This is a genomic window from Pseudomonas parafulva NBRC 16636 = DSM 17004 (assembly GCF_000730645.1).
Taxonomy (GTDB): Bacteria; Pseudomonadota; Gammaproteobacteria; order Pseudomonadales; family Pseudomonadaceae; genus Aquipseudomonas; species Aquipseudomonas parafulva.
In genome coordinates this window covers 19,162-41,656 of the sequence record NZ_BBIU01000025.1, presented here as the reverse complement: position 1 = coordinate 41,656, position 22,495 = coordinate 19,162, and the positions used below count along the sequence as shown (strand labels likewise).

The 22,495-nt window shown below is 63.8% G+C and carries 19 protein-coding genes; 11 read left to right on the top strand and 8 right to left on the bottom strand.

What is annotated here, in order from left to right; genetic code table 11:
- Positions 1–2: 2 nt before the first annotated feature.
- Positions 3–677 (bottom strand): ribose-5-phosphate isomerase RpiA, encoded by a 675-nt coding sequence (gene rpiA, locus PPA02S_RS16225; RefSeq protein ID WP_028632090.1) that lies wholly within the window; start codon positions 675–677, stop codon positions 3–5.
- 134 nt (positions 678–811) lie between these two features.
- Between rpiA and ilvA the strand changes: the two genes are divergently transcribed.
- The 4 genes from ilvA (at position 812) to ptsP (ending at position 5,726) form a co-directional block, all read left to right on the top strand.
- The gene (gene ilvA / locus PPA02S_RS16220; RefSeq protein WP_028632089.1) at positions 812–2,326 is read left to right on the top strand and encodes a threonine ammonia-lyase, biosynthetic; all 1,515 of its coding nucleotides are present in this window, start codon (positions 812–814) and stop codon (positions 2,324–2,326) included.
- Between the two features lie 44 nt (positions 2,327–2,370).
- On the top strand, positions 2,371–2,796 hold the full coding sequence (locus tag PPA02S_RS16215; protein ID WP_028632088.1) for a DUF2269 family protein: 426 nt from the start codon (positions 2,371–2,373) through the stop codon (positions 2,794–2,796).
- Between the two features lie 148 nt (positions 2,797–2,944).
- Complete coding sequence (locus PPA02S_RS16210) at positions 2,945–3,424, top strand: RNA pyrophosphohydrolase (protein WP_028632087.1); 480 nt, start codon at positions 2,945–2,947, stop codon at positions 3,422–3,424.
- 22 nt (positions 3,425–3,446) lie between these two features.
- Complete coding sequence (gene ptsP, locus PPA02S_RS16205) at positions 3,447–5,726, top strand: phosphoenolpyruvate--protein phosphotransferase (RefSeq protein ID WP_028632086.1); 2,280 nt, start codon at positions 3,447–3,449, stop codon at positions 5,724–5,726.
- Positions 5,727–5,767: 41 nt separating this feature from the next.
- On the opposite strand, the gene PPA02S_RS16200 is transcribed toward ptsP, so the two are convergent.
- A complete protein-coding gene (locus PPA02S_RS16200) occupies positions 5,768–6,514 on the bottom strand; it encodes an NRDE family protein (protein ID WP_028632085.1) in 747 nt (248 codons plus the stop codon).
- Positions 6,515–6,642: 128 nt separating this feature from the next.
- On the opposite strand from PPA02S_RS16200, the gene PPA02S_RS16195 reads away from it, so the two are divergent.
- Genes PPA02S_RS16195 through PPA02S_RS16185 form a run of 3 tightly spaced genes read left to right on the top strand, consistent with a single transcriptional unit; the run spans position 6,643 to position 9,271 of the window.
- Positions 6,643–7,425, top strand: coding sequence for a sulfite exporter TauE/SafE family protein (locus PPA02S_RS16195; protein ID WP_028632084.1), 783 nt, complete (start codon positions 6,643–6,645; stop codon positions 7,423–7,425).
- A gap of 16 nt (positions 7,426–7,441) precedes the next feature.
- Positions 7,442–8,248 carry a prolipoprotein diacylglyceryl transferase gene (lgt, locus tag PPA02S_RS16190; RefSeq protein ID WP_028632083.1) on the top strand — a complete coding sequence of 269 codons (807 nt, stop codon included), beginning with the start codon at positions 7,442–7,444 and terminating at the stop codon, positions 8,246–8,248.
- A 51-nt stretch (positions 8,249–8,299) separates the two neighbouring features.
- Complete coding sequence (locus PPA02S_RS16185) at positions 8,300–9,271, top strand: thymidylate synthase (protein ID WP_028632082.1); 972 nt, start codon at positions 8,300–8,302, stop codon at positions 9,269–9,271.
- A 9-nt stretch (positions 9,272–9,280) separates the two neighbouring features.
- Here the strand turns inward: PPA02S_RS16185 and cadR are convergent, their stop codons facing one another.
- Complete coding sequence (gene cadR, locus PPA02S_RS16180; RefSeq protein WP_028632081.1) at positions 9,281–9,724, bottom strand: cadmium resistance transcriptional regulator CadR; 444 nt, start codon at positions 9,722–9,724, stop codon at positions 9,281–9,283.
- Positions 9,725–9,802: 78 nt separating this feature from the next.
- Here cadR and PPA02S_RS16175 point away from each other — a divergent pair, with 78 nt between their 5' ends.
- On the top strand, positions 9,803–12,067 hold the full coding sequence (locus tag PPA02S_RS16175; protein ID WP_028632080.1) for a heavy metal translocating P-type ATPase: 2,265 nt from the start codon (positions 9,803–9,805) through the stop codon (positions 12,065–12,067).
- 24 nt (positions 12,068–12,091) lie between these two features.
- Here the strand turns inward: PPA02S_RS16175 and PPA02S_RS16170 are convergent, their stop codons facing one another.
- Both PPA02S_RS16170 and PPA02S_RS16165 read right to left on the bottom strand, forming a co-directional pair.
- Positions 12,092–13,456: a GTPase/DUF3482 domain-containing protein gene (locus PPA02S_RS16170; RefSeq protein WP_028632079.1), complete on the bottom strand. Its 1,365-nt coding sequence runs from the start codon at positions 13,454–13,456 to the stop codon at positions 12,092–12,094.
- Positions 13,449–14,840 carry a DUF2868 domain-containing protein gene (locus tag PPA02S_RS16165; RefSeq protein ID WP_080667809.1) on the bottom strand — a complete coding sequence of 464 codons (1,392 nt, stop codon included), beginning with the start codon at positions 14,838–14,840 and terminating at the stop codon, positions 13,449–13,451. The genes PPA02S_RS16170 and PPA02S_RS16165 overlap by 8 nt, the downstream gene beginning before the upstream one ends.
- Before the next feature lie 54 nt (positions 14,841–14,894).
- Here PPA02S_RS16165 and PPA02S_RS16160 point away from each other — a divergent pair, with 54 nt between their 5' ends.
- Positions 14,895–15,410 carry a dihydrofolate reductase gene (locus PPA02S_RS16160; RefSeq protein ID WP_028632077.1) on the top strand — a complete coding sequence of 172 codons (516 nt, stop codon included), beginning with the start codon at positions 14,895–14,897 and terminating at the stop codon, positions 15,408–15,410.
- 51 nt (positions 15,411–15,461) lie between these two features.
- Here PPA02S_RS16160 and PPA02S_RS16155 read toward each other — a convergent pair whose 3' ends face one another.
- Entirely contained in the window at positions 15,462–16,853 is a 1,392-nt protein-coding gene (locus tag PPA02S_RS16155; RefSeq protein ID WP_028632076.1) for an L-cystine transporter, read from the bottom strand.
- 245 nt (positions 16,854–17,098) lie between these two features.
- On the opposite strand from PPA02S_RS16155, the gene PPA02S_RS16150 reads away from it, so the two are divergent.
- Positions 17,099–18,154 (top strand): HAD family hydrolase, encoded by a 1,056-nt coding sequence (locus PPA02S_RS16150; RefSeq protein ID WP_028632075.1) that lies wholly within the window; start codon positions 17,099–17,101, stop codon positions 18,152–18,154.
- Between the two features lie 60 nt (positions 18,155–18,214).
- On the opposite strand, the gene ilvD is transcribed toward PPA02S_RS16150, so the two are convergent.
- Entirely contained in the window at positions 18,215–20,056 is a 1,842-nt protein-coding gene (ilvD, locus tag PPA02S_RS16145) for a dihydroxy-acid dehydratase (RefSeq protein WP_028632074.1), read from the bottom strand.
- A 477-nt stretch (positions 20,057–20,533) separates the two neighbouring features.
- Between ilvD and PPA02S_RS16140 the strand changes: the two genes are divergently transcribed.
- Positions 20,534–21,190, top strand: coding sequence for a magnesium transporter (locus tag PPA02S_RS16140; RefSeq protein ID WP_080667808.1), 657 nt, complete (start codon positions 20,534–20,536; stop codon positions 21,188–21,190).
- 50 nt (positions 21,191–21,240) lie between these two features.
- Here the strand turns inward: PPA02S_RS16140 and PPA02S_RS16135 are convergent, their stop codons facing one another.
- On the bottom strand, positions 21,241–22,437 hold the full coding sequence (locus tag PPA02S_RS16135) for a class I SAM-dependent rRNA methyltransferase (RefSeq protein WP_028632073.1): 1,197 nt from the start codon (positions 22,435–22,437) through the stop codon (positions 21,241–21,243).
- Between the last annotated feature and the right edge of the window lie 58 nt (positions 22,438–22,495).

Here is a 22,495-nt window from a genome sequence, read left to right as displayed (position 1 = left end):
GCTTATTCGGCTTTCAGGCTCTTCACGCCATCGGCGGTGCCCAGCAGCAGCAGGTCTGCCGGGCGAGCGGCGAACAGGCCATTGGTTACCACGCCGACGATGGCATTGATCTGTGCTTCCAGCTCGACCGGGTTGGTGATCTGCAGGTTGTGCACATCGAGGATCACGTTGCCGTTGTCGGTAACCACACCCTCACGGTACACCGGGTCGCCGCCCAGCTTCACCAACTGGCGCGCCACGTGGCTGCGGGCCATGGGGATGACCTCGACCGGCAGCGGGAAAGCGCCCAGCACAGGCACCAGCTTGCTGCCATCGGCGATACAGATGAAGGTTTTGGCGACCGCCGCGACGATTTTCTCGCGGGTCAGGGCTGCGCCACCGCCTTTGATCAGGTTCAGGTGCTCGTCGCTTTCGTCGGCGCCGTCCACGTAGAACTCCAGCTCGCTGACGCTGTTCAGCTCGAATACCGGAATGCCATGGCCCTTCAGGCGCTGTGCGGTAGCCTCGGAGCTGGCGACGGCGCCATCGAAGGCGGCCTTGTGCTGGGCCAGGGCGTCGATGAAGAAGTTGGCGGTGGAGCCGGTCCCGACGCCGACAACGCTCTTTTCATCCAGCTTGGGCAGAATGAAGTCGACAGCGGCCTGGGCGACGGCCTGTTTGAGTTGGTCCTGGGTCATGCGGGCTCCGAAATGGGGCAGGGCGTTTTCAAAGGGGCCTAGTATAACGGCTTGCAGGGCTTTGCTGTGGTCGCCCGACGTAGCGCTGGGGTAGACTTCCAGGCCTTGTCCCGCGGCCCAGTGATGCTTTCCAGATGCTCGAACAGTACGTCAAGAAGATCCTCACCTCGCGCGTCTATGACGTTGCCGTCGAAACCCCGTTGCAGCCTGCCGGGCAGCTCAGCGCACGCCTGGGTAACCAGATCCTGCTCAAGCGCGAAGACCTGCAGCCGGTGTTCTCGTTCAAGATCCGCGGGGCCTACAACAAGCTGGCGCAACTGACCCCGCAGGAGCTGGCCCGGGGCGTTGTCACGGCATCGGCTGGCAACCACGCTCAGGGCCTGGCCCTGGCGGCGCGGGAAATGGGCATCAAGGCAACCATCGTGATGCCCAAGACCACCCCCGAGATCAAGATCGAGGGCGTGCGCTCGCGGGGTGGCAAGGTGGTGCTGCACGGCGACTCGTTCCCCGAGGCACTGGCCTACTCGCTGAAACTGGTCGACGAGAAGGGCTTCGTCTACATCCACCCTTACGATGACCCGCACACCATTGCCGGGCAGGGCACCGTGGCCATGGAAATCCTGCGCCAGCACCCTGGCCGGCTGGATGCCATCTTCGTGCCCGTGGGCGGCGGGGGCCTGATTGCCGGCATCGCCGCCTACGTGAAGTACCTGCGCCCCGACATCAAGGTGATCGGCGTGGAACCGGACGACTCCAACTGCCTGCAGGCGGCGATGGCTGCCGGTGAGCGGGTGGTGCTGCCGCAGGTGGGCTTGTTCGCCGATGGCGTGGCGGTGGCGCAGATTGGCCAGCACACCTTCGATATCTGCCGTCACCATGTGGACGAAGTGGTCACCGTCAGCACCGATGAAATTTGCGCCGCCATCAAGGATATCTACGACGATACCCGCTCCATCACCGAGCCTGCCGGGGCACTGGGTGTGGCTGGTATCAAGCGCTACGTGGAAATGCATGGCGTGACGGGCCACACGCTGGTGGCCATCGACTCAGGCGCCAACGTCAATTTCGACCGCCTGCGCCATGTGGCCGAACGTGCCGAGCTGGGTGAAAAGCGCGAGGCCATCATCGCCGTGACCATCCCGGAGCGGCCAGGCAGCTTCAAGGCGTTCTGCGAGGCGATCGGTAAGCGGCAGATCACCGAATTCAACTACCGCAAGCATACCTCCGACGAAGCCCACATCTTCGTCGGCGTGCAAACCCACCCGGAAAACGACCCGCGTGCCGCCCTGGTGCAGCAACTGGTGGACCAGGGCTTCCCGGTGACCGACCTTACCGACAACGAACTGGCCAAGTTGCACATCCGCCACATGGTCGGCGGCCATTCGGCGGGCGCCAGCGACGAAATGGTACTGCGCTTCGAGTTCCCGGAGCGGCCAGGCGCGCTGTTCAACTTCCTCGACAAGCTGGGTGGGCGCTGGAACATCTCCATGTTCCACTACCGCAACCACGGGGCGGCAGACGGGCGCGTGGTGGCGGGGCTGCAGGTGCCGGAAGAGGAACGTCACCTGGTGCCTGCGGCGCTGGCCAAGATCGGCTACCCCTACTGGGACGAAACCGAAAACCCGGCCTACAAGCTGTTCCTGGGCTGAACGGCTAAGCTTGGGCGTGCACCGCAGGCCAAAGGACACACGAGATGGAACACCTGACCACCCTCAAGACGCTCCATGTGATCGCCACCGTGCTCCTGCTGCTGGGGGCCGCAGGGCTTGCCTTGTGGACCCTGCGTGCTTACCGAAAGGGCGACCCACAGCCCTGGGCCAGGTTGTTGCAGCGCCCGCTGATCTGCGTCTGGCTGGTCATGGCCGTGTGCCTGGTCAGCATGCCGTTCACCGGCTGGTGGCTGGTGCACCTGGTTGGCTGGCCGCTGGGGCAGACTTGGCTGCTGGCCTCAAGCGTGCTGTATACCTTGGGCGCTTTTGCCGCAGCCTGGCTGTTGCTGCGTCTGAACCGCCTGCGCAAGGCGCAGGCCGTGGGTTTGCGCTACACCTTGGCGCTGTCGCTGTTCAGCGGGCTGTGCTTCCTGTCCATCGCCGGGCTGATGGGCGCCAAGCCGGTCTGAACGGTACCTGTGAGGCAACTGGGCAGGTTGGCAAGCACCCAGGCGGACGCTCCCGCAGCCCTTGCTGCATATAAGCCGGGCAGGCGCGTTGCTGCGCTCGCAGGCTTTGTGGAACAATGCGGTGACATGCGTTTGCGAGGTTGCTGCCGTGATCGACCCGGATGGTTTTCGCCCCAATGTAGGGATCATTCTTACGAATGATTCCGGGCAGGTGTTATGGGCTCGCCGGATCAACCAGGATGCCTGGCAATTTCCCCAGGGTGGTATCAACCCTGACGAGACGCCGGAAGATGCCCTGTACCGCGAGCTGAACGAAGAAGTTGGCCTTGAACGCGACGATGTAGAAATTCTTGCCTGCACCCGTGGCTGGTTGCGTTATCGTTTACCCCAGCGGCTGGTGCGTACCCACAGCCAGCCCCTGTGCATCGGCCAGAAACAGAAGTGGTTCCTGCTGCGGCTGATCAGCAATGAACAGCGGGTGCGCATGGACCTGACCGGCAAGCCGGAGTTCGACGGCTGGCGCTGGGTGAGTTACTGGTACCCGCTGGGGCAGGTTGTGACATTCAAGCGCGAGGTTTACCGCCGCGCCCTGAAAGAGCTAGCACCGCGTCTTCTGACGCGCGACTGACGACGGAGTTCGACCCCGAGCCATGCTCAATACGCTGCGCAAGATCGTCCAGGAAGTGAACTCCGCCAAAGATCTCAAGTCGGCGTTGGGGATCATTGTCTTGCGTGTCAAGGAAGCCATGGGCAGCCAGGTCTGCTCGGTTTACCTGCTCGACCCGGAAACCAACCGCTTCGTGCTGATGGCGACCGAAGGCCTCAACAAGCGCTCCATCGGCAAGGTCAGCATGGCGCCCAACGAGGGCCTGGTGGGCCTGGTGGGCACCCGGGAAGAGCCGCTCAACCTGGAAAACGCCGCTGCCCACCCGCGCTACCGCTACTTTGCCGAAACCGGCGAAGAGAAATTCGCATCGTTCCTTGGCGCCCCCATCATCCACCACCGCCGTGTGGTGGGGGTACTGGTCATCCAGCAGAAAGAGCGGCGCCAGTTCGACGAAGGTGAGGAAGCCTTCCTGGTCACCATGAGTGCCCAGCTGGCGGGGGTAATCGCCCACGCCGAAGCCACTGGCTCCATCCGCGGCCTCGGCCGACAGGGCAAGGGCATCCAGGAAGCGCGCTTCGTCGGCGTGCCGGGCTCGCCGGGTGCTGCCGTGGGGCGTGCCGTGGTCATGTTGCCGCCCGCCGACCTGGAAGTGGTGCCGGACAAAACCGTAGAAGACATCGACGCTGAACTGGCCCTGTTCCACAACGCCCTCGAGGGCGTGCGTGCCGACATGCGCAAGCTGTCCGCCAAGCTGGCCACCCAGCTGCGCCCTGAAGAGCGGGCGCTGTTCGATGTGTACCTGATGATGCTCGAGGACGCGGCCCTCGGTGGCGAGGTGCGCGATGTGATCCGCACCGGCCAGTGGGCCCAGGGCGCCCTGCGCCAGGTGGTGGGCGAGCACGTCAACCGCTTCGAGCTGATGGACGATGACTACCTGCGCGAGCGTGCCTCTGACGTCAAGGACCTGGGGCGGCGGCTGCTGGCCTACCTGCAACAGGCGCGTTCGCAGTCGCTGGTGTATGCCGACAACACCATCCTGGTGAGTGAAGAGCTGACCCCGGCCATGCTGGGCGAAGTGCCCGAAGGCAAGCTGGTGGGCCTGGTTTCGGTACTGGGTTCGGGCAACTCCCACGTGGCGATTTTGGCCCGGGCCATGGGTATCCCCACGGTGATGGGCCTGGTCGACCTGCCGTACTCCAAGGTCGACGGCATCGAGCTGATCGTCGACGGTTACAAGGGCGAGGTGTACACCAACCCCAGCGAGGTGCTGCGCAAGCAGTACAGCGATGTGGTGGAGGAGGAGCGCCAGCTGGCCAAGGGCCTGGACGCCCTGCGTGAGTTGCCGTGCGTGACCCCGGACGGCCACCGCATGCCGTTGTGGGTGAATACTGGCTTGCTGGCGGATGTGGCGCGAGCGCAGCAGCGCGGCGCCGAAGGGGTAGGCCTGTATCGCACCGAAGTGCCGTTCATGATCAACCAGCGCTTCCCCAGCGAGAAAGAGCAGCTGGCGATCTACCGCGAGCAATTGGCGGCGTTTCACCCGCTGCCGGTCACCATGCGTACGCTGGACATCGGCGGCGACAAGGCGCTTTCGTACTTTCCGATCAAGGAAGACAACCCCTTCCTGGGCTGGCGTGGCATCCGCGTCACCCTCGACCACCCGGAAATCTTCCTGGTTCAGACCCGGGCCATGCTCAAGGCCAGCGAGGGCCTGAACAACCTGCGTATTCTGCTGCCGATGATCTCGGGCATCCACGAGCTGGAAGAGGCCTTGCACCTGATCCACCGGGCCTGGGGCGAAGTGCGTGACGAAGGCACTGACGTGCCGATGCCACCGGTGGGGGTGATGGTAGAAATCCCGGCCGCGGTGTACCAGACCAAAGAGCTTGCGCGGCAGGTGGACTTCCTGTCGGTGGGTTCCAACGACCTTACCCAGTACCTGCTGGCGGTCGACCGCAACAACCCGCGTGTGGCGGATTTGTACGACTACCTGCACCCGGCGGTGCTGCAGGCGCTCAGTACCGTGGTGCGTGACGCACACGGTGAAGGCAAGCCCGTGAGCATCTGCGGCGAAATGGCCGGTGACCCGGCTGCGGCGATCCTGTTGATGGCCATGGGGTTCGACAGCCTGTCGATGAACGCCACCAACCTGCCGAAGGTGAAGTGGATGCTGCGTCAGGTCGACATGGTCAAGGCCAGGGAGCTACTGGCCGAGGCAATGAGCCACGACAACCCGCAAGTTATCCACAGCTCGTTGCAACTGGCCCTGAAAAACCTGGGGCTGGCGCGGATGATCGGGCCTGGGGCTGACAAGACCTTGTGATAGGCCACCGCGCCATGCGCCAAGGCGTTCGCGCGGCCCCCTCACACGTCCAACACCACCTCACCCAAATGCCCCCCAAAGGGCCCGAAACTGCGCTCGACCATCCGCCGCCTGCCCTCGGCATCCACAATCAGCACTGTGCTCGCCCGGGTGCCGTAGGTCTGGCTGGCGATGAACACGCTGGACAGCAACCTCTCTGTTGCCACCCCCACGCCTGTCTCCGGTAATTCACCGTCAGCAGCAGGCTGGTTATCCGCCAGCAATGCCAGCAGCACATCCGGCTCTGCCGTTTCCAAAAGATTTTCCAGCCGGCTGCGTGCCTTCACCAACTTTGGCCACGGAGTATCCAGACCTGCATTGGAAAGCCCGTAGACCCCAGCCCCCAGCAGGCGCGGTGCAGCCTCCCTGGCGTTCACATAGCCCAGCCGCGGCCCATCACCTACCAACAGGTTGAACCCGGAATACTGGCCGCTACGGCCGGCCACCTCGTCCAGGTATGCCTCAACCCCCAGTTCACCCTGCAGGTAAGCCGCTACCAGCTCGCCCCGTGAGCGGGGGCCAAGGGGCTGGCCGGGGTCACGAATGTTGGTCAGCGCTGCGAACCGCCCCCGGGGACCCACACCCAACCAGGTTCCACCCGCTTCCAGGTCGCGGCCCGCATGCACGCCGGGTGCGTCACCCCATGGGGCAAGGGCCTGGGTAGGGCGGGCATAGAACTCGTCGCGGTTGCCCGCCACGATCAGCGGCAGGGCATGCCCTGGCCGCCAGGCGAATACGATCAGGCACATGGGCCCCCCTCCTGTTTTCTCCCACTGTACCCAGGGTAACAATGCAGATCCATCGTGATGCAGAGTTCACTAGAGCGCCAAGGCCGGCTTCCGTTACCATGCCGGATTGATTTTTCGGGGGATGCCGAATGGAATTCGTGCTCTATCTGCTGTTGGGTGCATGCGCCGGGGTACTGGCCGGGCTGTTCGGCGTGGGGGGCGGGATCATCATCGTGCCCGTGCTGGTGTTCAGCTTCACCTTGCAGGGCTTCGATGCCTCGGTGCTGACACATCTGGCGGTCGGCACCTCACTGGCAACCATCGTCTTCACCTCGATCAACGCCGTGCTCGAACACCACCGCAAGCGCGCGGTGCAGTGGCCGATCTTCGCCTGGATGACATTGGGTATCCTGCTGGGCGCCGGTATCGGCGCCAAGACTGCGTCGTTGATCCAGGGGCCGATGCTGCAGAAGATCATCGGCGTATTCGCCCTGGTCATCGCTGTGCAGATGGCGCTGGACCTCAAGCCCAAGGCCAGCCGTGGTATCCCGGGCAAGCCTGGGCTGATCGCGGCCGGTGGCGTCATTGGCTGGGCCTCCGCCATCTTTGGCATCGGTGGGGGCTCACTGACCGTGCCGTTCCTCACCTGGCGCAGCCTGCCGATGCAGCAGGCGGTGGCCACATCGTCGGCCTGCGGCCTGCCCATTGCCGTGGCCAGTGCGCTCAGTTTCATGCTGTTGGGCTGGCACGAGGCAAGCCTGCCGCCCAACAGCGTAGGGTATGTGTACCTGCCGGCACTGGTGGGTATCGCAGTCACCAGCATGTTTTTCGCACGTTTTGGCGCGCGCCTGGCTCATAGGCTGTCGCCACGCCTGCTCAAGCGCCTGTTTGCGGCACTGCTGTTCAGTGTCGGCCTGAGTTTTTTGATTTGAACCAAGAGGAAGTTACATGCTGCCTTACCCGCAGATAGACCCCGTGGCGGTGGCCCTGGGGCCATTGAAGATTCACTGGTACGGGCTGATGTACCTGGTTGGTATCGGCGGCGCCTGGCTGCTCGCCACGCGGCGCCTGAACCGCTTCGATCCCACCTGGACCCGGGAAAAGCTCTCCGACCTGGTGTTCTGGCTGTCGATGGGGGTAATTGTGGGTGGGCGGCTGGGCTATGTATTGTTCTACGACCTGCACGCCTATCTGTCCAACCCCACCCTGATCCTTGAGGTGTGGAAGGGCGGCATGTCGTTCCACGGCGGTTTCATCGGCGTGATGCTGGCGGCGCTGTGGTTCGGTAAGCGCAACAACAAGTCGTTCTTCGAACTGATGGATTTCGTTGCCCCGCTGGTACCCATCGGCCTGGGCGCAGGGCGCATTGGCAACTTCATCAACGCCGAGCTGTGGGGCAAGCCTACCGACGTGCCTTGGGCGATGATCTTCCCGCCGTTCAGCGACCCGGCGCAGCTGCCGCGCCACCCGTCGCAGCTGTATCAGTTCGCGCTGGAAGGCGTGGCGCTGTTCGCCATTCTCTGGCTGTTCTCGCGCAAGCCACGGCCAACCATGGCGGTGTCCGGTATGTTCGCCTTATTCTACGGCATCTTCCGCTTCATCGTGGAGTTCGTACGTGTGCCGGACGCCCAGCTGGGCTACATCGCCTGGGGTTGGCTGACCATGGGTCAGATTCTCTGCGTGCCCATGATCCTGGCTGGCATTGGCCTGATCTGGTGGGCTTATAATCGCAAGCCCACGGCGACACCCGCCTGATTAATCCCACGGCAGGGGCGATCCCCCTGCCGTATTTGCTACAGGTAAGCCATGAAACAGTATCTGGACCTGGTCCGCGACGTCATCGACAACGGCACGCTGCAGGAAAACCGCACCGGCATCCGCACCATCAGCCTGCCGGGTGCCATGCTGCGCTTCGACCTGCAAAAAGGCTTCCCCGCCATCACCACCCGCAAGCTGGCGTTCAAGTCGGCCATCGGTGAAATGGTCGGGTTCTTGCGCGGCGTACGTAACGCGGGTGAATTCCGTGAACTGGGTTGCAAGGTCTGGGACCAGAACGCCAACGAAAATGCCCAGTGGCTGGCCAACCCATTCCGCCAGGGGCATGACGACCTGGGCGAGATCTACGGCGTGCAATGGCGCCAATGGCCGGGCTACAAACGCATCCCGCTGAGCAACCCTGCAGCCATCGAAAAAGCCGAGCTGGCAGGTTTTCGCCGCATTGCCCAGGACGAAGAAAACGGTGTGGCGTTTGTCATCCTGTACAAGGCCATCGATCAGGTGCGTCAGTGCCTGGACACCATCGCCAACGACCCGGGCAGCCGGCGCATCCTGTTCCACGGCTGGAACTGCGCCCAGCTGGATGAAATGGCGCTGCCGCCGTGCCACCTGCTGTATCAGTTCCACCCTAACGTCGAAACCCGCGAGATTTCCCTGACGTTGTACATACGCTCCAACGACCTGGGCCTGGGCACACCGTTCAACCTGACCGAGGGCGCGGCGTTGCTGTCGCTGTTCGGCCGACTGACCGGTTACACCCCGCGCTGGTTCACGTATTTCATTGGCGATGCCCATGTGTATGAAAACCACCTGGACATGCTCAACGAGCAGCTCAAGCGTGAGCCGCTGGAGGCGCCCAAGCTGGTGATCTGCGACCGCGTGCCGGCGTTTGCCGAGACTGGCAAGTACGAGCCGCAATGGCTGGAGCAGATCGAGCCGGGTGATTTCTGGCTGGAAGGGTACGAGCACCATGCGCCGATGACAGCGCCGATGGCGGTCTAGCGTACAGAATCAGTGGCCGTGGCTTCGGCCGACATGTGAATGCTCCACATCAGGCACTGAAACCGCGCCATTGGTCTCCAGCTGTTGCAAGATCGCGCATTCTGCCCCCTGCCTGTTACAGCGGCGGCGCAGGTCCACCAGTTGCTCCTGCAACGCTACCAGGCCGTCGATGCGTGCCTGGACGTGCTCGATATGCTCGTCGATCAGCGCGTTCACGCTGCCACAGGAGGCCTGGGGGCTGTCGCGCAGTTGCAGCAGGCTGCGTATTTCTTCCAGGGTCATGTCGAGTGTGCGGCAGTTGCGGATAAACGTCAGGCGCTCCACGTGGGCCTGGGTGTATAGCCGGTAGTTGCCATCGGTGCGGGCGGGCTCCGGCAACAGTTGCTCGCGCTCGTAATAGCGGATGGTTTCTACCGCACACTCGGTTGCCTTGGCCAGTTCGCCGATTTTCATCACTCATCCCCCATAATGGCTTGACCCTATAGTGGCTACAGGGTGTTCACTTGGCAACAGGCCATTTAAGGACACCCCATGAACCAGCCTGTCAGCCACAACCACACGCATGATCACGACCATGATGGCGATCACGCCCATAGCCATGCCAGGCACAACCATGCCCCGCATGCGCACGCTTGCTGTGGCTCGCAAGCGGCGCCGGCCCTGGTACAGCTGACCGACAAGGCCAGCGACCAGGCGCAACTGAGCCGGTTCCGCATTGATGCCATGGACTGCCCGACCGAGCAGACGCTTATCCAGGACAAGCTGGGCCGCTTGGCCGGCATCGAGCAACTGGAGTTCAACCTCATCAACCGCGTGCTGGGTGTGCGTCATACCTTGCAGGGCACCGCCGAGATCGAGCGGGCCATCGACAGCCTGGGTATGAAAGCCGAGCCGCTGGGCGACGAGGACGACGGCGCTGCCACTGCCGCCCAGCCGGCGAAGAGCCGCTGGTGGCCATTGGCGTTGTCAGGCGTGGCGGCGATTGCCGCCGAAATCGTGCACTTTGCTCAACTGGCCCCGCAATGGGTGGTGGCGGCATTGGCACTGGCGGCCATTCTGGGGTGCGGCCTTGGCACCTACAAAAAGGGCTGGATCGCCCTGAAAAACCGCAACCTCAACATCAACGCCCTGATGAGCATTGCCGTGACCGGCGCGTTGTTGATCGGCCAGTGGCCTGAAGCTGCCATGGTGATGGTGCTGTTCACCGTCGCCGAGTTGATCGAGGCTCGCTCACTGGACCGCGCACGCAATGCCATCAGCGGGTTGATGCAACTGACGCCGGACATGGCCACGGTGCAACAGGCCGACGGCCAGTGGCGTGAGGTTGATGTGCGCGAAGTGGCCATCGGCGCGTTGGTCAGGGTGCGTCCTGGTGAGCGCATCGGCCTGGATGGCGAGGTCACCAGTGGTCAGTCGAGTGTCGACCAGGCGCCGATTACGGGCGAAAGCCTGCCTGTGGAAAAGGCCGTGGGCGACAAGCTGTTCGCCGGCACCATCAACCAGGCCGGGGCGCTGGAGTTCCGCGCCACGGCGGCCGCCGGCCAGTCGACCCTGGCACGCATCATCAAGGCTGTCGAACAGGCCCAGGGCGCACGGGCGCCTACCCAGCGCTTCGTCGACCGTTTCTCGCGCATCTACACCCCGGTGGTATTCGCCATCGCCCTGGCAGTGGCGATTCTTCCGCCGCTGTTCACGGGTGGCGCCTGGTTCGACTGGATCTACCGTGCGCTGGTGCTGCTGGTGGTGGCCTGCCCCTGTGCCCTGGTGATTTCCACCCCGGTGACCATCGTCAGCGGCCTGGCCGCTGCGGCCCGCAAGGGCATCCTGATCAAGGGTGGCGTGTACCTGGAAGGGGGCCGACACCTGGACTTCCTGGCGCTGGACAAAACCGGCACCATCACCCACGGCAAGCCGGTGCAAACCGACGCCACCGTGCTGCAGCCGCTGTTCGAAGGCCGGGCTCAGGCACTGGCCGCCAGCCTGGGCGGGCGCTCCGACCACCCGGTGTCGCGTGCCATTGCACAGTTTGGCCAGGCACAAGGCGTGGCCACCCAGGAGGTGCAGGACTTTGCCGCACTGGCTGGCCGTGGCGTGCGCGGTACCATCGAGGGCCAGGTGTATCACCTGGGCAATCATCGCCTGGTGGAAGAGCTGGGGTTGTGCTCGCCCGAGCTTGAAGCTCAGCTGGACGTGCTGGAGCGCCAGGGCAAGACCGTGGTGCTGTTACTGGACAGCTCCGGCCCGCTGGCACTGTTCGCGGTGGCCGATACCGTCAAGGAAACCAGCCGTCAGGCCATTGCCGAGCTGCATGAACTGGGCATCAAGACCGTGATGCTGACCGGTGACAACCCACATACTGCCCAGGCCATTGCCGCGGTAGTGGGGATCGACCGTGCCGAGGGTAATCTGCTGCCTGCCGACAAGCTCAAAAGCATCGAAGCGCTGTATGCCGAGGGCCATCGGGTGGGCATGGTCGGTGACGGGATCAATGATGCGCCGGCCCTGGCGCGGGCCGAAGTGGGCTTCGCCATGGCCGCAGCAGGCACCGATACCGCCATCGAAACCGCCGATGTGGCGCTGATGGACGACGATTTGCGCAAGATCCCGGCCTTCATCAGGCTTTCGCGGCAAAGCGCAGCCATCCTCATGCAGAACATCGTGCTGGCATTGGGCATCAAGGCGATCTTCCTGGCCATTACCTTCGCGGGCATGGCCACCATGTGGATGGCCGTGTTCGCCGACATGGGCGTGAGTTTGCTGGTGGTGTTCAACGGTCTGCGCCTGTTGCGCAAATAGAGGGTCCTGACGGCCGGCGGAGCGTCAGAGCTGCTGGGCCAGCGCGTCCAGTTGCTCTTGCCGTTGCGGTTGGTTCACTTTCGCCCCCGGGTTGAGGGTGGACCACTGCGGATGGGCACGGGCACTGACCAGCGCCTCTGGCAACTTGCCCTGCCGCCAGGCCTTTTCATCCAGCTCACCCAGAAGAATGCTGTGCTGGGCCGCATGCCCCCGGTTTTCCAGCGCCACCAGCAGCTGCTGCTGACGCAGGGCCAATAAGCGCAGCACGGTATCGTCCACCGTCAGCTCACGCTTGCCCTTCAGTTTGCCCATCAGCCGTGAACCATAGCTGCGGGCTGTTTGCAGCGCGCCGCCGGCGATGGCCCCGGCCAACGCTGCAGCACCTAACGTCAGGCCGCCGACCAGCAGGTCGACCCCGGCGCCAGCTGCTGCCCCGGCCGCTACGCCACTGCCCAGGCGCACCCCCAGCAGCTTGAGGGTTTCAGGGTTGAACAGGTCGTCACCCCAGCGCCCATCGAGCAGCGGCAGGTCGTTGGCATGGGCATCCTCGCGGCGAAAGGCATACAGCTTCAACAGGGCCTCGACGCAGCGCTGTTCACGCTGGCGCACATCATCACGTAATGCCCCGATGGCCTGGGCTTCTGCCGCAGGCTCGGCCGCGACGCTGCGCCGGCATGCAGCGCAGTCCAGCAGCAGTTCGGCGATCAGGCGTTTGGCGCTTTGCCGGCGGGCCAGGCGCTGCGCCTGCTGGTCGTCGATCAGCCGCTGCAGGTTGGGGCGGGCGTTTTCCAGCAGCAGGGCCAGGCTTTCGTAGAGGCGCCGCTCACCATCCTCGGGCGGGGCCACGCTGTCGAACCGCACCAACGCGTGAAGCCCAAGCCTGGCAAGGGCTTCACGCCATTGGGGCTCGCGGTGTTGCTGGCTGGCGACAAAATTGAGCACCGGCAGCAGCGGCTTTCCGCAGCTGGCCAGTACCTCAAGCTCGTCTCGGTACTTGGCCAGCACCGGCTCGCGCGCATCAATGACGTACAGCCCGGCATCGCTTGCCAGTAATTGGCGCAGCACCTTGGCCTCCTGTTCGAAACGCTGGCGTGCTTCGCTGCCCTGCAAAAAGCGCTGCAGCCGTGCCGGGCCATCGAGCCGTTCACCGGGGCGCTCCAGGCGCTCGAGGTAGTCGAGCAGGGCGATGGCATCTTCCAGGCCGGGGGTGTCGTACAGCTCCAGCAGGGGTTCGCCGCCCACCGACAGGCGCGCCCCTTCCACGTGACGGGTGGTGCTGGGGCGGTGCGATACCTCGCCAAAGCCGACGTCGCGGGTAAGCGTGCGCAGCAGCGAGGTCTTGCCGACGTTGGTGTGGCCAACCACGGCCAGTTTCAGTGGCTCAGTCATGGCCAAGCTCCAGCCAGGTCAATGGAGGCGTCTCGCCATGGTGCAGGCCAAGGCGATCAAGGGCTTCGTGCCAATCGCCCAGGCGTTGGGCGTCCACCGTCAGTCCAGGGGTTGCTGGCAGCAGCCAGACCCGCGTGCTACCGGCCGTGCGCGCCAGCTCGGCCAGCAGGGCCAGGCTACCGCGGTCAGGGGAGCGGCTTGGGTCGCAGGCGATGGCCAGGCGCGCCGGGGGGAAGCGGCCCAACTGTTCAAGTAGATGGTTGCGCGACTCACGGCTGTCGAGCACGCCGGCGTCGGTCACGCCTGCGGGTAGCGCGGGTGGCCAGGGCCGCTGGTCGTCCAGCTCCAGGCCGACCAACAGGCCGCCGCTGCCGTCGCCTGGCATTTGGCCTGCCGTGAACGCCGGCAAGCTTTCAGGGGCGTCGTCCTGCACGCCCATGCGCTCGCTGTGGGGCATCAGTGCCTCGCGCAGTGACGCATAGCCGGGCAGGTTCAGGTCCAGCGCCAGGCGGCTACGGCCTTGTCGCCAGCGCCACAGGCACAGCCCGGCCAGCAACAAGCGCGGGAGCAGCCCGAACACCAGCACCACACCCAGCAGCCAACTGGCCCAGGCCTGGCGGGTCAAGGCCAGCGCCGGCAGCGTGTCGCCACTGGCGCGGACCATGGCCGGGTCGGGTACCGCAAAGCCCAGTAGCCCAGGCAGCACCCCCAGTGCCTGGGTCAGGGAGATGAACGGGTCGGCGGCCAGCAGGGTGGTTTCCCACACAAAGCCGTAGCGCCGGGTGGCAAGCAGTGCCAACATCACCCCCATGGCGCTGAGCATCGCCACCAGCCACAGACTGTTGACCAGCAGGCCCAGCACCCAGCGGTTCAGGCGCTGGCGTTGCAACAGCACCAGCAGAGCCGGCGCCAGCTGCGCGGCCTTGGCATCCCTGGCAAAGCGCTCACTCAACCACAGCCAAAACCGGCCAAGCACCGCACCCTGCTCGCCGCTGAGCATGAAGCCAGCGGCCCAGCCCAGCAGCATCAGCAGGTTCAGGCCAAGCAGGCTGCCCAAGGCCCAGAACACGTTCACCGGGCGTTGCCCGTCGCCCAGGGCTGCCAGCGCCAAGCCTGCACCACTGAGCACCGCCATCAGCAGCAATGCCAGCAAGGCCAGACGGGCGCCTTGCTTCCAGTGGCGCAGCGCCGTGGTCATGCCATCGCGGTCTGCCAGCAGCAACGCACGGGTTTCCACACGGGTCGCCAGCTCGCCGCCTTGCTGGCGGGCGCGGCGGTTGGCTTCCTGGTCTTCCAGAGGGCCGGCGTGTTCCTCGCGCAGGCGTACTGCTTCAGTAAGCCAGCGCTTGTCCAAGGGGGTGAGGGCAGTCACGAAGTCTTCCATTGCACAGGTCTGGGCAGAAGCATAACCCACCCGGCCGGTGCTATTCTCGCTGGCATGAATACATCACTGCCCCTCAGCCTGATCGCGGCGTATGCCGAAAACCGCGTGATAGGTATCGACAACTCCATGCCCTGGCACCTGCCGGGGGACTTCAGGTATTTCAAGGCCACCACCTTGGGCAAGCCGATCATCATGGGCCGCAAGACCTGGGATTCGCTGGGCCGGCCACTGCCAGGGCGGCTGAACATTGTGGTCAGCCGGCAACCGGGCCTGGCGCTGGCTGGCGCCGAAGTGTTCGGTTCGCTGGAGCAGGCGCTGGTGCGTGCCGAGCAGTGGGCGCGTGAGCAGGGCGTCGACGAGCTGATGCTGATCGGCGGTGCGCAGCTGTATGGGCAGGCACTGGAGAAAGGGCTGGTCAGCCGTATGTACCTGACCCGGGTGGCGTTGTCGCCCGAGGGCGACGCCTGGTTCCCGGCGTTCGACCCGCAACAGTGGGCACTGGTGTCCAGCGAGGCCCAGGTGGAGGAGGGGAAGCCTGGGTATCAGTTTGAGGTGTGGGACAGGGTTTGACAGCCGGCGGTTGAGTGGGGGCCGGCGAGCCCGCCCCCACCTCTGTGAACCTCAGGTATGGCTCAGCTCGGCGTGCTCGTCGTCTGCCAGCACTGCCTTGTCGGTTTCTTTCAGCAACTGGCTGGTCACCACGCCTGCGGTCATCGAACCGTTGACGTTCAACGCCGTGCGCCCCATGTCGATCAGGGGTTCCACCGAAATCAGCAAGGCCACCAGCTCAACCGGCAAGCCCATGGCCGGCAGCACGATCAGTGCGGCGAACGTGGCGCCACCACCTACACCTGCCACCCCCGCAGAGCTCAGGGTGACGATGGCCACCAGAGTGGCGATCCACAGTGGGTCGAAGGTGTCGATGCCCACGGCCGGTGCCACCATTACCGCCAGCATGGCCGGGTACAAGCCGGCGCAGCCGTTCTGGCCAATGGTGGTACCGAACGATGCACTGAAGCTGGCAATCGACTGCGGCACACCCAGGCGGCGTGTCTGCGCTTCGATGTTCAGCGGAATACTGGCTGCGCTGGAACGGCTGGTGAAGGCAAAGGTAAGCACCGGCCACACCTTGCGGAAGAAGCGCAGCGGGCTCACGCCGGTCGAGGCCAGGATGATGGCGTGCACCACGAACATCAGCCCCAGGCCCAGGTAGGACACCACCACGAAACTGCCCAGCTTGAGGATGTCTTCCAGGTTGGAGCTGGCTACCACCTTGGCCATCAGCGCCAGCACGCCGTAGGGCGTGAGCTTCATCACCACGCGCACCAGGCGCATTACCCAGGCCTGCAGGGTATCGATGGCCGACAGGGCGCGCTGGCCCTTTTCGGCGTCGTCCTTGATCAGTTGCAACGCTGCCAGGCCGATGAACACGGCAAAGATCACCACGCTGATGATCGACGTTGGTTTGGCCCGTGCCAAATCCCCAACCGGGTTGCTGGGGATAAACGAGAGCAGCAGTTGCGGGATGTTGAGATCGGCGACCTTGCCTGCATAGTCGCTGTGGATAACCTGCATGCGTGCGCTTTCCTGCGCACCGGCCACCAGCCCCTCGGCGCTCAGGCCGAACAGGTTGGTCAACACGATGCCGATCAGTGCAGCGATGGCCGTGGTCAGCAGCAGCGTACCGATGCTGAGCACACTGATGCGCCCCAGGGACGATGCATTGTGAAGGCGCGCTACTGCGCTGAGGATGGAGGCGAAGATCAGCGGCATCACGATCATCTGCAGCAAGCCGACATAGCCATTGCCGACCAGGTCCAGCCAGCCGATAGTGGCCTTCAGCACCGGGTGGCCGGCACCATAAATGCTGTGCAGCACCAGGCCGAACGCCACGCCCATTGCCAGGCCCAGCAGTACTTTCTTGGCCAGGCTCCATTGCGTGCGGCGGGTTTGTGCCAGGCCCAGCAACAGGGCCAGGAATGCCAGCAGGTTGAGTGACAGCGGCAGGTTCATTGAAGCTCCAGCGAGAAAAGCGATAAGGGGCATCGCCTCTGTGAGCGATTGCGAACGGAAATGCTAACAGCCTGAAAACAAACGAATTTATACCTAAATGGAATGTGCATAGTCGTTTTTGGAATAAAGGGTTGTCGTACACAGTGATGCGCGCGGCGTTCGGGGCGGCTTTGGGGTCGTTATCCGGGGTTTGCCAATTGCAGCAGTTGCACTAGCGTTGCTGGGTCACTTCAGGAGATTCGTACATGACGTTCGCGCCGAAGACCCTCGCCTTTTTCCTCGCCTCGCTGGTGAGTATCGAAACCATGGCCACCGAGCTCACCCATTGGCCCCCTGAGGCGGCCAAGCAACTCGACAGCATGATTGCCGCCAACGCCAACAAAGGTAATTACGCGGTGTTCGACATGGACAACACCAGCTACCGCTACGACCTTGAGGAGGCGCTGCTGCCGTTCATGGAGAACAAGGGCCTGCTGACCCGTGAAAAGCTCGACCCCTCTTTGAAACTGATGCCGTTCAAGGATACCGCTGAGCACAAGGAGAGCCTGTACAGCTACTACAATCGGCTGTGCGAGGTGGACGATATGGTCTGCTACCCCTGGGTCGCCCAGGTGTTTTCAGGGTTCACCCTGCAGCAGTTGAAACAGCAGGTGGATGAGCTGATGGCCAGCACAGCGCCCATCCCCGCCACCTACTACGAGGGCGACCAGGTCAAGACCCTGGACGTGCAGCCGCCCAAGGTATTCAAGGGCCAGGCCGAGCTGTACAACAAGTTGATGGAAAACGGCATCGACGTCTACGTGATATCCGCAGCGTCCGAGGAACTGGTGCGCATGGTCGCGTCAGACCCCAAGTACGGCTACAACGTCAAACCCCAGAACGTGATCGGCGTCAGCCTGCTGCTCAAGGACCCCGCCAGCGGCGAGCTCACCACCGCGCGCAAGCAGATCAGCGCCGGGCACTATGACCCCAAGGCCAACGAGCGTCTCGAACTCACCCCTTACCTGTGGACGCCGGCTACCTGGATGGCCGGCAAGCAGGCCGCCATCCTGACGTACATCGATGAGTGGAAGAAACCCGTGCTGGTAGGCGGCGACACGCCCACAAGCGACGGCTACATGCAGTTCCATGGGGTGGATGTTGGCAAGGGGGGTATCCACCTGTGGATAAACCGCAAGGCCAAGTACATGGACCAGCTGAACGGGATGATCGCCAAGCAGGCGGCAGCCCAGGCCAAGGAAGGGTTGCCGGTGACTGCAGACAAGAACTGGGTGATTGTGACGCCGGAGCAGATTCAGTAGGTCTGGCCGCAAAAAGGGGCCGCAAAGCGGCCCCTGTAACCAACCCGAGCAACTGCAGCTTCAAAGCCCGTCCAGCATCGCCTTGTTCCGCACTGCACCCTTGTCGGCACTGGTCGCCAAAAGGGCATAGGCCTTGAGGGCGGTGGTTACCTTGCGTGGGCGCACTTCGGCGGGTTTCCAGCCTTTCTTGTCCTGCTCGATGCGGCGGTGTGCCAGTTCTTCATCGCTGACCTGCAGGTTGATCGAACGGTTGGGGATGTCGATCAGCACCTTGTCGCCGTCGCGCACCAGGCCGATGGCACCGCCTGCTGCGGCCTCCGGTGAGGCATGGCCGATGGACAGGCCCGAGGTGCCGCCCGAGAAGCGGCCGTCGGTGAGCAATGCGCAGGCTTTGCCCAGGCCCTTGGATTTCAGGTAGGAGGTGGGGTACAGCATTTCCTGCATGCCCGGGCCACCTTTGGGGCCTTCGTAGCGGATGATGACGATGTCGCCGGCCTTCACCTCGTCGGCGAGAATGCCACGCACGGCGCTGTCCTGGCTCTCGAAGATCTTCGCATTGCCCTCGAACACCAGGATCGACTCATCGACGCCGGCAGTTTTCACCACGCAACCGTCCTGGGCGATGTTGCCGTACAGCACGGCCAGCCCGCCCTCTTGCGAGTAGGCGTGCTCGGTGCTGCGGATACACCCCTCGGCGCGGTCCAGGTCCAGGCTTGGCCAGCGGGTGGACTGGCTGAACGCGGTTTGGGTCGGGATGCCGGCAGGGCCTGCCTTGAAGAACGTGTGCACTGCCTCATCGTCGGTCTGGGTGATGTCCCATTTGGCGATGGCTTCTTCCATGCTGCGGCTGTGAACGGTCGGCAGGTCGGTGTGCAGCAAGCCGCCACGTGCCAACGAACCGAGGATGCTGAAGATGCCGCCCGCGCGGTGTACATCTTCCATGTGGTACTTCTGGATGTTCGGCGCCACTTTGCACAGCTGCGGCACCTTGCGCGACAGGCGGTCGATGTCCCGCAGGTCGAAGGCCACTTCGGCCTCCTGGGCGGCTGCCAGCAAGTGCAGGATGGTGTTGGTCGAGCCACCCATGGCGATGTCGAGCATCATGGCGTTCTCGAACGCCTTGAAGTTGGCGATGTTGCGCGGCAGCACCGACTCGTCGTTCTCGCCGTAATAGCGTTTGCACAGCTCGACGATGGTACGGCCAGCCGTGAGGAACAGCTGCTCGCGGTCGGAGTGGGTGGCCAGGGTCGAGCCATTGCCCGGCAGTGCCAGCCCCAGGGCCTCGGTCAGGCAGTTCATGGAGTTGGCCGTGAACATGCCGGAGCAGGAGCCGCACGTCGGGCAGGCGCTGCGCTCGTACTCGGCGACCTTCTCGTCGGACGCCGTGCTATCGGCGGCGATGACCATGGCGTCCACCAGGTCCAGGCCATGGTTGGCCAGTTTGGTCTTGCCGGCCTCCATCGGGCCGCCGGACACGAAGATCACCGGGATGTTCAGGCGCAGGGCAGCCATGAGCATGCCTGGGGTGATCTTGTCGCAGTTGGAGATGCACACGATTGCGTCAGCACAGTGGGCATTGACCATGTACTCCACGGCGTCGGCGATGATTTCGCGGCTTGGCAGCGAATACAGCATGCCGTCATGGCCCATGGCGATGCCGTCGTCGACCGCGATGGTGTTGAATTCCTTGGCCACGCCACCGGCGCGCTCGATTTCGCGGGCAACCAGCTGGCCCAGGTCCTTCAGGTGTACGTGACCTGGGACGAACTGGGTGAACGAGTTGGCGATGGCGATGATCGGCTTCTTGAAGTCGTCGTCTTTCATGCCGGTGGCGCGCCACAGGGCACGGGCGCCGGCCATGTTGCGGCCGTGGGTGGAAGTCTTGGAACGATAATCAGGCATGAAGCACTCCTGGCGGCTTAATCAGGTCACAAAAAGGGGAGTGAGCTTCTCTTGTCCTTTGTACCGCAGGCCGGTTGCCACAGGCACGGATGGGGCCGAAGACCGCGCGGGATCGCCGCGTGCTTGACCAGAGCTCATAAACCCGCCGGGGATGACTGGCGATGAATAGGCCGATTCTACACCGCTGAGACGGGGAGGGAACGACGATGTGCCTGGACGGCGGTTTTGGGCTTGTTACCGGTGCCTGTAGGAAACGTCTGAAATGCCCTGCAAAGGGCTGACCTTGCTGCCACCTATCACTATCATCCGGCCGCCGCATGTGCGGTTACACGAGATACATCCTCAATGGACCTTCCCAGTTACCGGTTCCCAACGAACTGCAATCTGGCACTGAGCGCGCCGTCGCCAGGGCTGCCGAAGGCTTGAGCCCGTGTGGTTGAGGTCTGCAGGCGCCTGCATCGGCGCCTGGAGAACTTCATGCAACAGCAAATCGAAAAAAACACCCCAGGTTCGGACGTGAACGCGGCGCTCGAGGCGCAACGCCGCGAAGCCACCGAAGACTTCCACAAGGGTGCCTCCATCACCAACCACATAGGCAACCTGCGGCATGCCACGCTTGGCCTGCTGTATCGCAAGCGCGTGCTGTGGCTGGTGTTGCTGGTGTTCGGCAACCTGTTTTCGGGGGCCGGCATCGCAGCCTTTGAAGAAACCATCGCCGCCAACATCGCGTTGGTATTCTTCCTGCCATTGCTGGTAGACAGCGGCGGCAATGCCGGCTCCCAGTCGGCAACGTTGATGGTGCGCGGGCTGGCCACCGGCGAAGTCATGCTGCGCGACTGGGCACGCATGCTGGGCCGGGAGTTCGGGGTAGCGTTGCTGTTGGGCTGCACCATGGCTGTTGCCGTGGCGGCGCTGGGGCTGCTGCGCGGTGGGCCGGAGATTGCACTGATCGTTGCCAGCAGTATGGTGGTGATCGTGATGGTGGGCAGCCTGATCGGCATGAGCTTGCCGTTTCTGCTCAGCCGCTTGCGGCTGGACCCTGCAACGGCCAGTGGCCCGTTGATCACATCGATTGCCGATGCGGCGGGTGTGCTGGTGTATTTTGGCATCGCCACGCAGGTACTGGCGCTTTAACCTGCAAGGGCATGGATGAGGGGCCGCCGAGCGGCCCCTTGTCGCGCAGGTCAGCTGTTGGGCAGCAACCGGCAGGTGATGCTCTTGATGTAGCGTGTTTCGGCGATGGCCGGGTGCACCGGGTGGTCCGGGCCCTGGCCGCCGCGTTCCAGCAACTGCATATTGCGGTCCAGGTGGCGGGCGCTGGTCAGCAGGATGTTGTGCAGGTCGTCTTCCGGCAGGTGCATCGAGCAGGAGGCGCTCACCAGAATGCCGTCCTTGCTCAGCATGCGCATGGCCTGCTCGTTCAGGCGCCGGTAGGCCGCTTCACCGTTTTTCAGGTCTTTCTTGCGTTTGATGAAGGCGGGCGGGTCGGCGATGATCACGTCAAAACGTTCTTCGGCCGCTTTCAGCTCGCGCAGGGCCTCGAACACGTCACCCTCGATGCAGGTCAGCTTTTCGCTGATACCGTTCAAGGCCGCGTTACGTTCAACGCCGTCCAGGGCGAAGCCAGACGCATCCACGCAGAACACTTCGCTGGCACCAAAGGCACCTGCCTGTACACCCCAGCCGCCGATGTAGCTGAACAGGTCCAGTACGCGCTTGCCCTTCACGTAGGGCGCCAGGCGCGCACGGTTCATGCGGTGATCGTAGAACCAGCCGGTTTTCTGGCCGTCGCGTACCGGGGCTTCGAAGCGAACGCCGTTTTCTTCCAGCGGCACCCAGTCGGGTACCTCCCCATACACCGTGTCCACGTAACGCTGCAGGCCTTCTGCATCCCGTGCGGCTGAGTCATTCTTGAACAGAATGCCGCTAGGCTTGAGTACCTGCACCAGTGCGGCGACCACCTCGTCCTTGTGCGCTTCCATGGTCGCGGAGGCCAGTTGCACCACCAGGATATCGAAGAAGCGGTCCACCACCAGGCCCGGCAGCAGGTCGGAATCGCCGTACACCAGGCGGTAGCAGGGCTGTTCGAACAAGCGCTCGCGCAGGGACAGGGCTACGTTCAGGCGGTGTACCAGCAGCGATTTGTCCAGCGGCAGCTTGGCGTCACGTGACAGCAAACGGGCGCAGATCAGGTTGTTGGGGCTGACGGCGACGATCCCCAGGGGCTTGCCATTGGCAGCTTCCAGTACCGCCTGCTGGCCGGCCTGAAAACCCTGCAGCGGGCTGGCGGCCACGTCGACCTCGTTGCTGTAGACCCACAGGTGGCCTGCGCGCAGGCGGCGGTCGGCGTTGGCTTTGAGGCGAAGGCTGGGCAGGGACATGACGTCGCTCCGGGAAAAAGAGCGGGAGTATAACGCCTGTCCGGCCTTCGCGCTGCCT

Bases quoted from the DNA above. Each gene is read 5' to 3' on its own strand.
- rpiA (WP_028632090.1), bottom strand. From the start codon at position 677: ATGACCCAGGACCAACTCAAACAGGCCGTCGCCCAGGCCGCTGTCGAC.
- ilvA (WP_028632089.1), top strand. From the start codon at position 812: ATGCTCGAACAGTACGTCAAGAAGATCCTCACCTCGCGCGTCTATGAC.
- PPA02S_RS16215 (WP_028632088.1), top strand. From the start codon at position 2,371: ATGGAACACCTGACCACCCTCAAGACGCTCCATGTGATCGCCACCGTG.
- ptsP (WP_028632086.1), top strand. From the start codon at position 3,447: ATGCTCAATACGCTGCGCAAGATCGTCCAGGAAGTGAACTCCGCCAAA.
- PPA02S_RS16200 (WP_028632085.1), bottom strand. From the start codon at position 6,514: ATGTGCCTGATCGTATTCGCCTGGCGGCCAGGGCATGCCCTGCCGCTG.
- PPA02S_RS16195 (WP_028632084.1), top strand. From the start codon at position 6,643: ATGGAATTCGTGCTCTATCTGCTGTTGGGTGCATGCGCCGGGGTACTG.
- lgt (WP_028632083.1), top strand. From the start codon at position 7,442: ATGCTGCCTTACCCGCAGATAGACCCCGTGGCGGTGGCCCTGGGGCCA.
- PPA02S_RS16185 (WP_028632082.1), top strand. From the start codon at position 8,300: ATGAAACAGTATCTGGACCTGGTCCGCGACGTCATCGACAACGGCACG.
- cadR (WP_028632081.1), bottom strand. From the start codon at position 9,724: ATGAAAATCGGCGAACTGGCCAAGGCAACCGAGTGTGCGGTAGAAACC.
- PPA02S_RS16175 (WP_028632080.1), top strand. From the start codon at position 9,803: ATGAACCAGCCTGTCAGCCACAACCACACGCATGATCACGACCATGAT.
- PPA02S_RS16170 (WP_028632079.1), bottom strand. From the start codon at position 13,456: ATGACTGAGCCACTGAAACTGGCCGTGGTTGGCCACACCAACGTCGGC.
- PPA02S_RS16165 (WP_080667809.1), bottom strand. From the start codon at position 14,840: ATGGAAGACTTCGTGACTGCCCTCACCCCCTTGGACAAGCGCTGGCTT.
- PPA02S_RS16160 (WP_028632077.1), top strand. From the start codon at position 14,895: ATGAATACATCACTGCCCCTCAGCCTGATCGCGGCGTATGCCGAAAAC.
- PPA02S_RS16155 (WP_028632076.1), bottom strand. From the start codon at position 16,853: ATGAACCTGCCGCTGTCACTCAACCTGCTGGCATTCCTGGCCCTGTTG.
- PPA02S_RS16150 (WP_028632075.1), top strand. From the start codon at position 17,099: ATGACGTTCGCGCCGAAGACCCTCGCCTTTTTCCTCGCCTCGCTGGTG.
- ilvD (WP_028632074.1), bottom strand. From the start codon at position 20,056: ATGCCTGATTATCGTTCCAAGACTTCCACCCACGGCCGCAACATGGCC.
- PPA02S_RS16140 (WP_080667808.1), top strand. From the start codon at position 20,534: ATGCAACAGCAAATCGAAAAAAACACCCCAGGTTCGGACGTGAACGCG.
- PPA02S_RS16135 (WP_028632073.1), bottom strand. From the start codon at position 22,437: ATGTCCCTGCCCAGCCTTCGCCTCAAAGCCAACGCCGACCGCCGCCTG.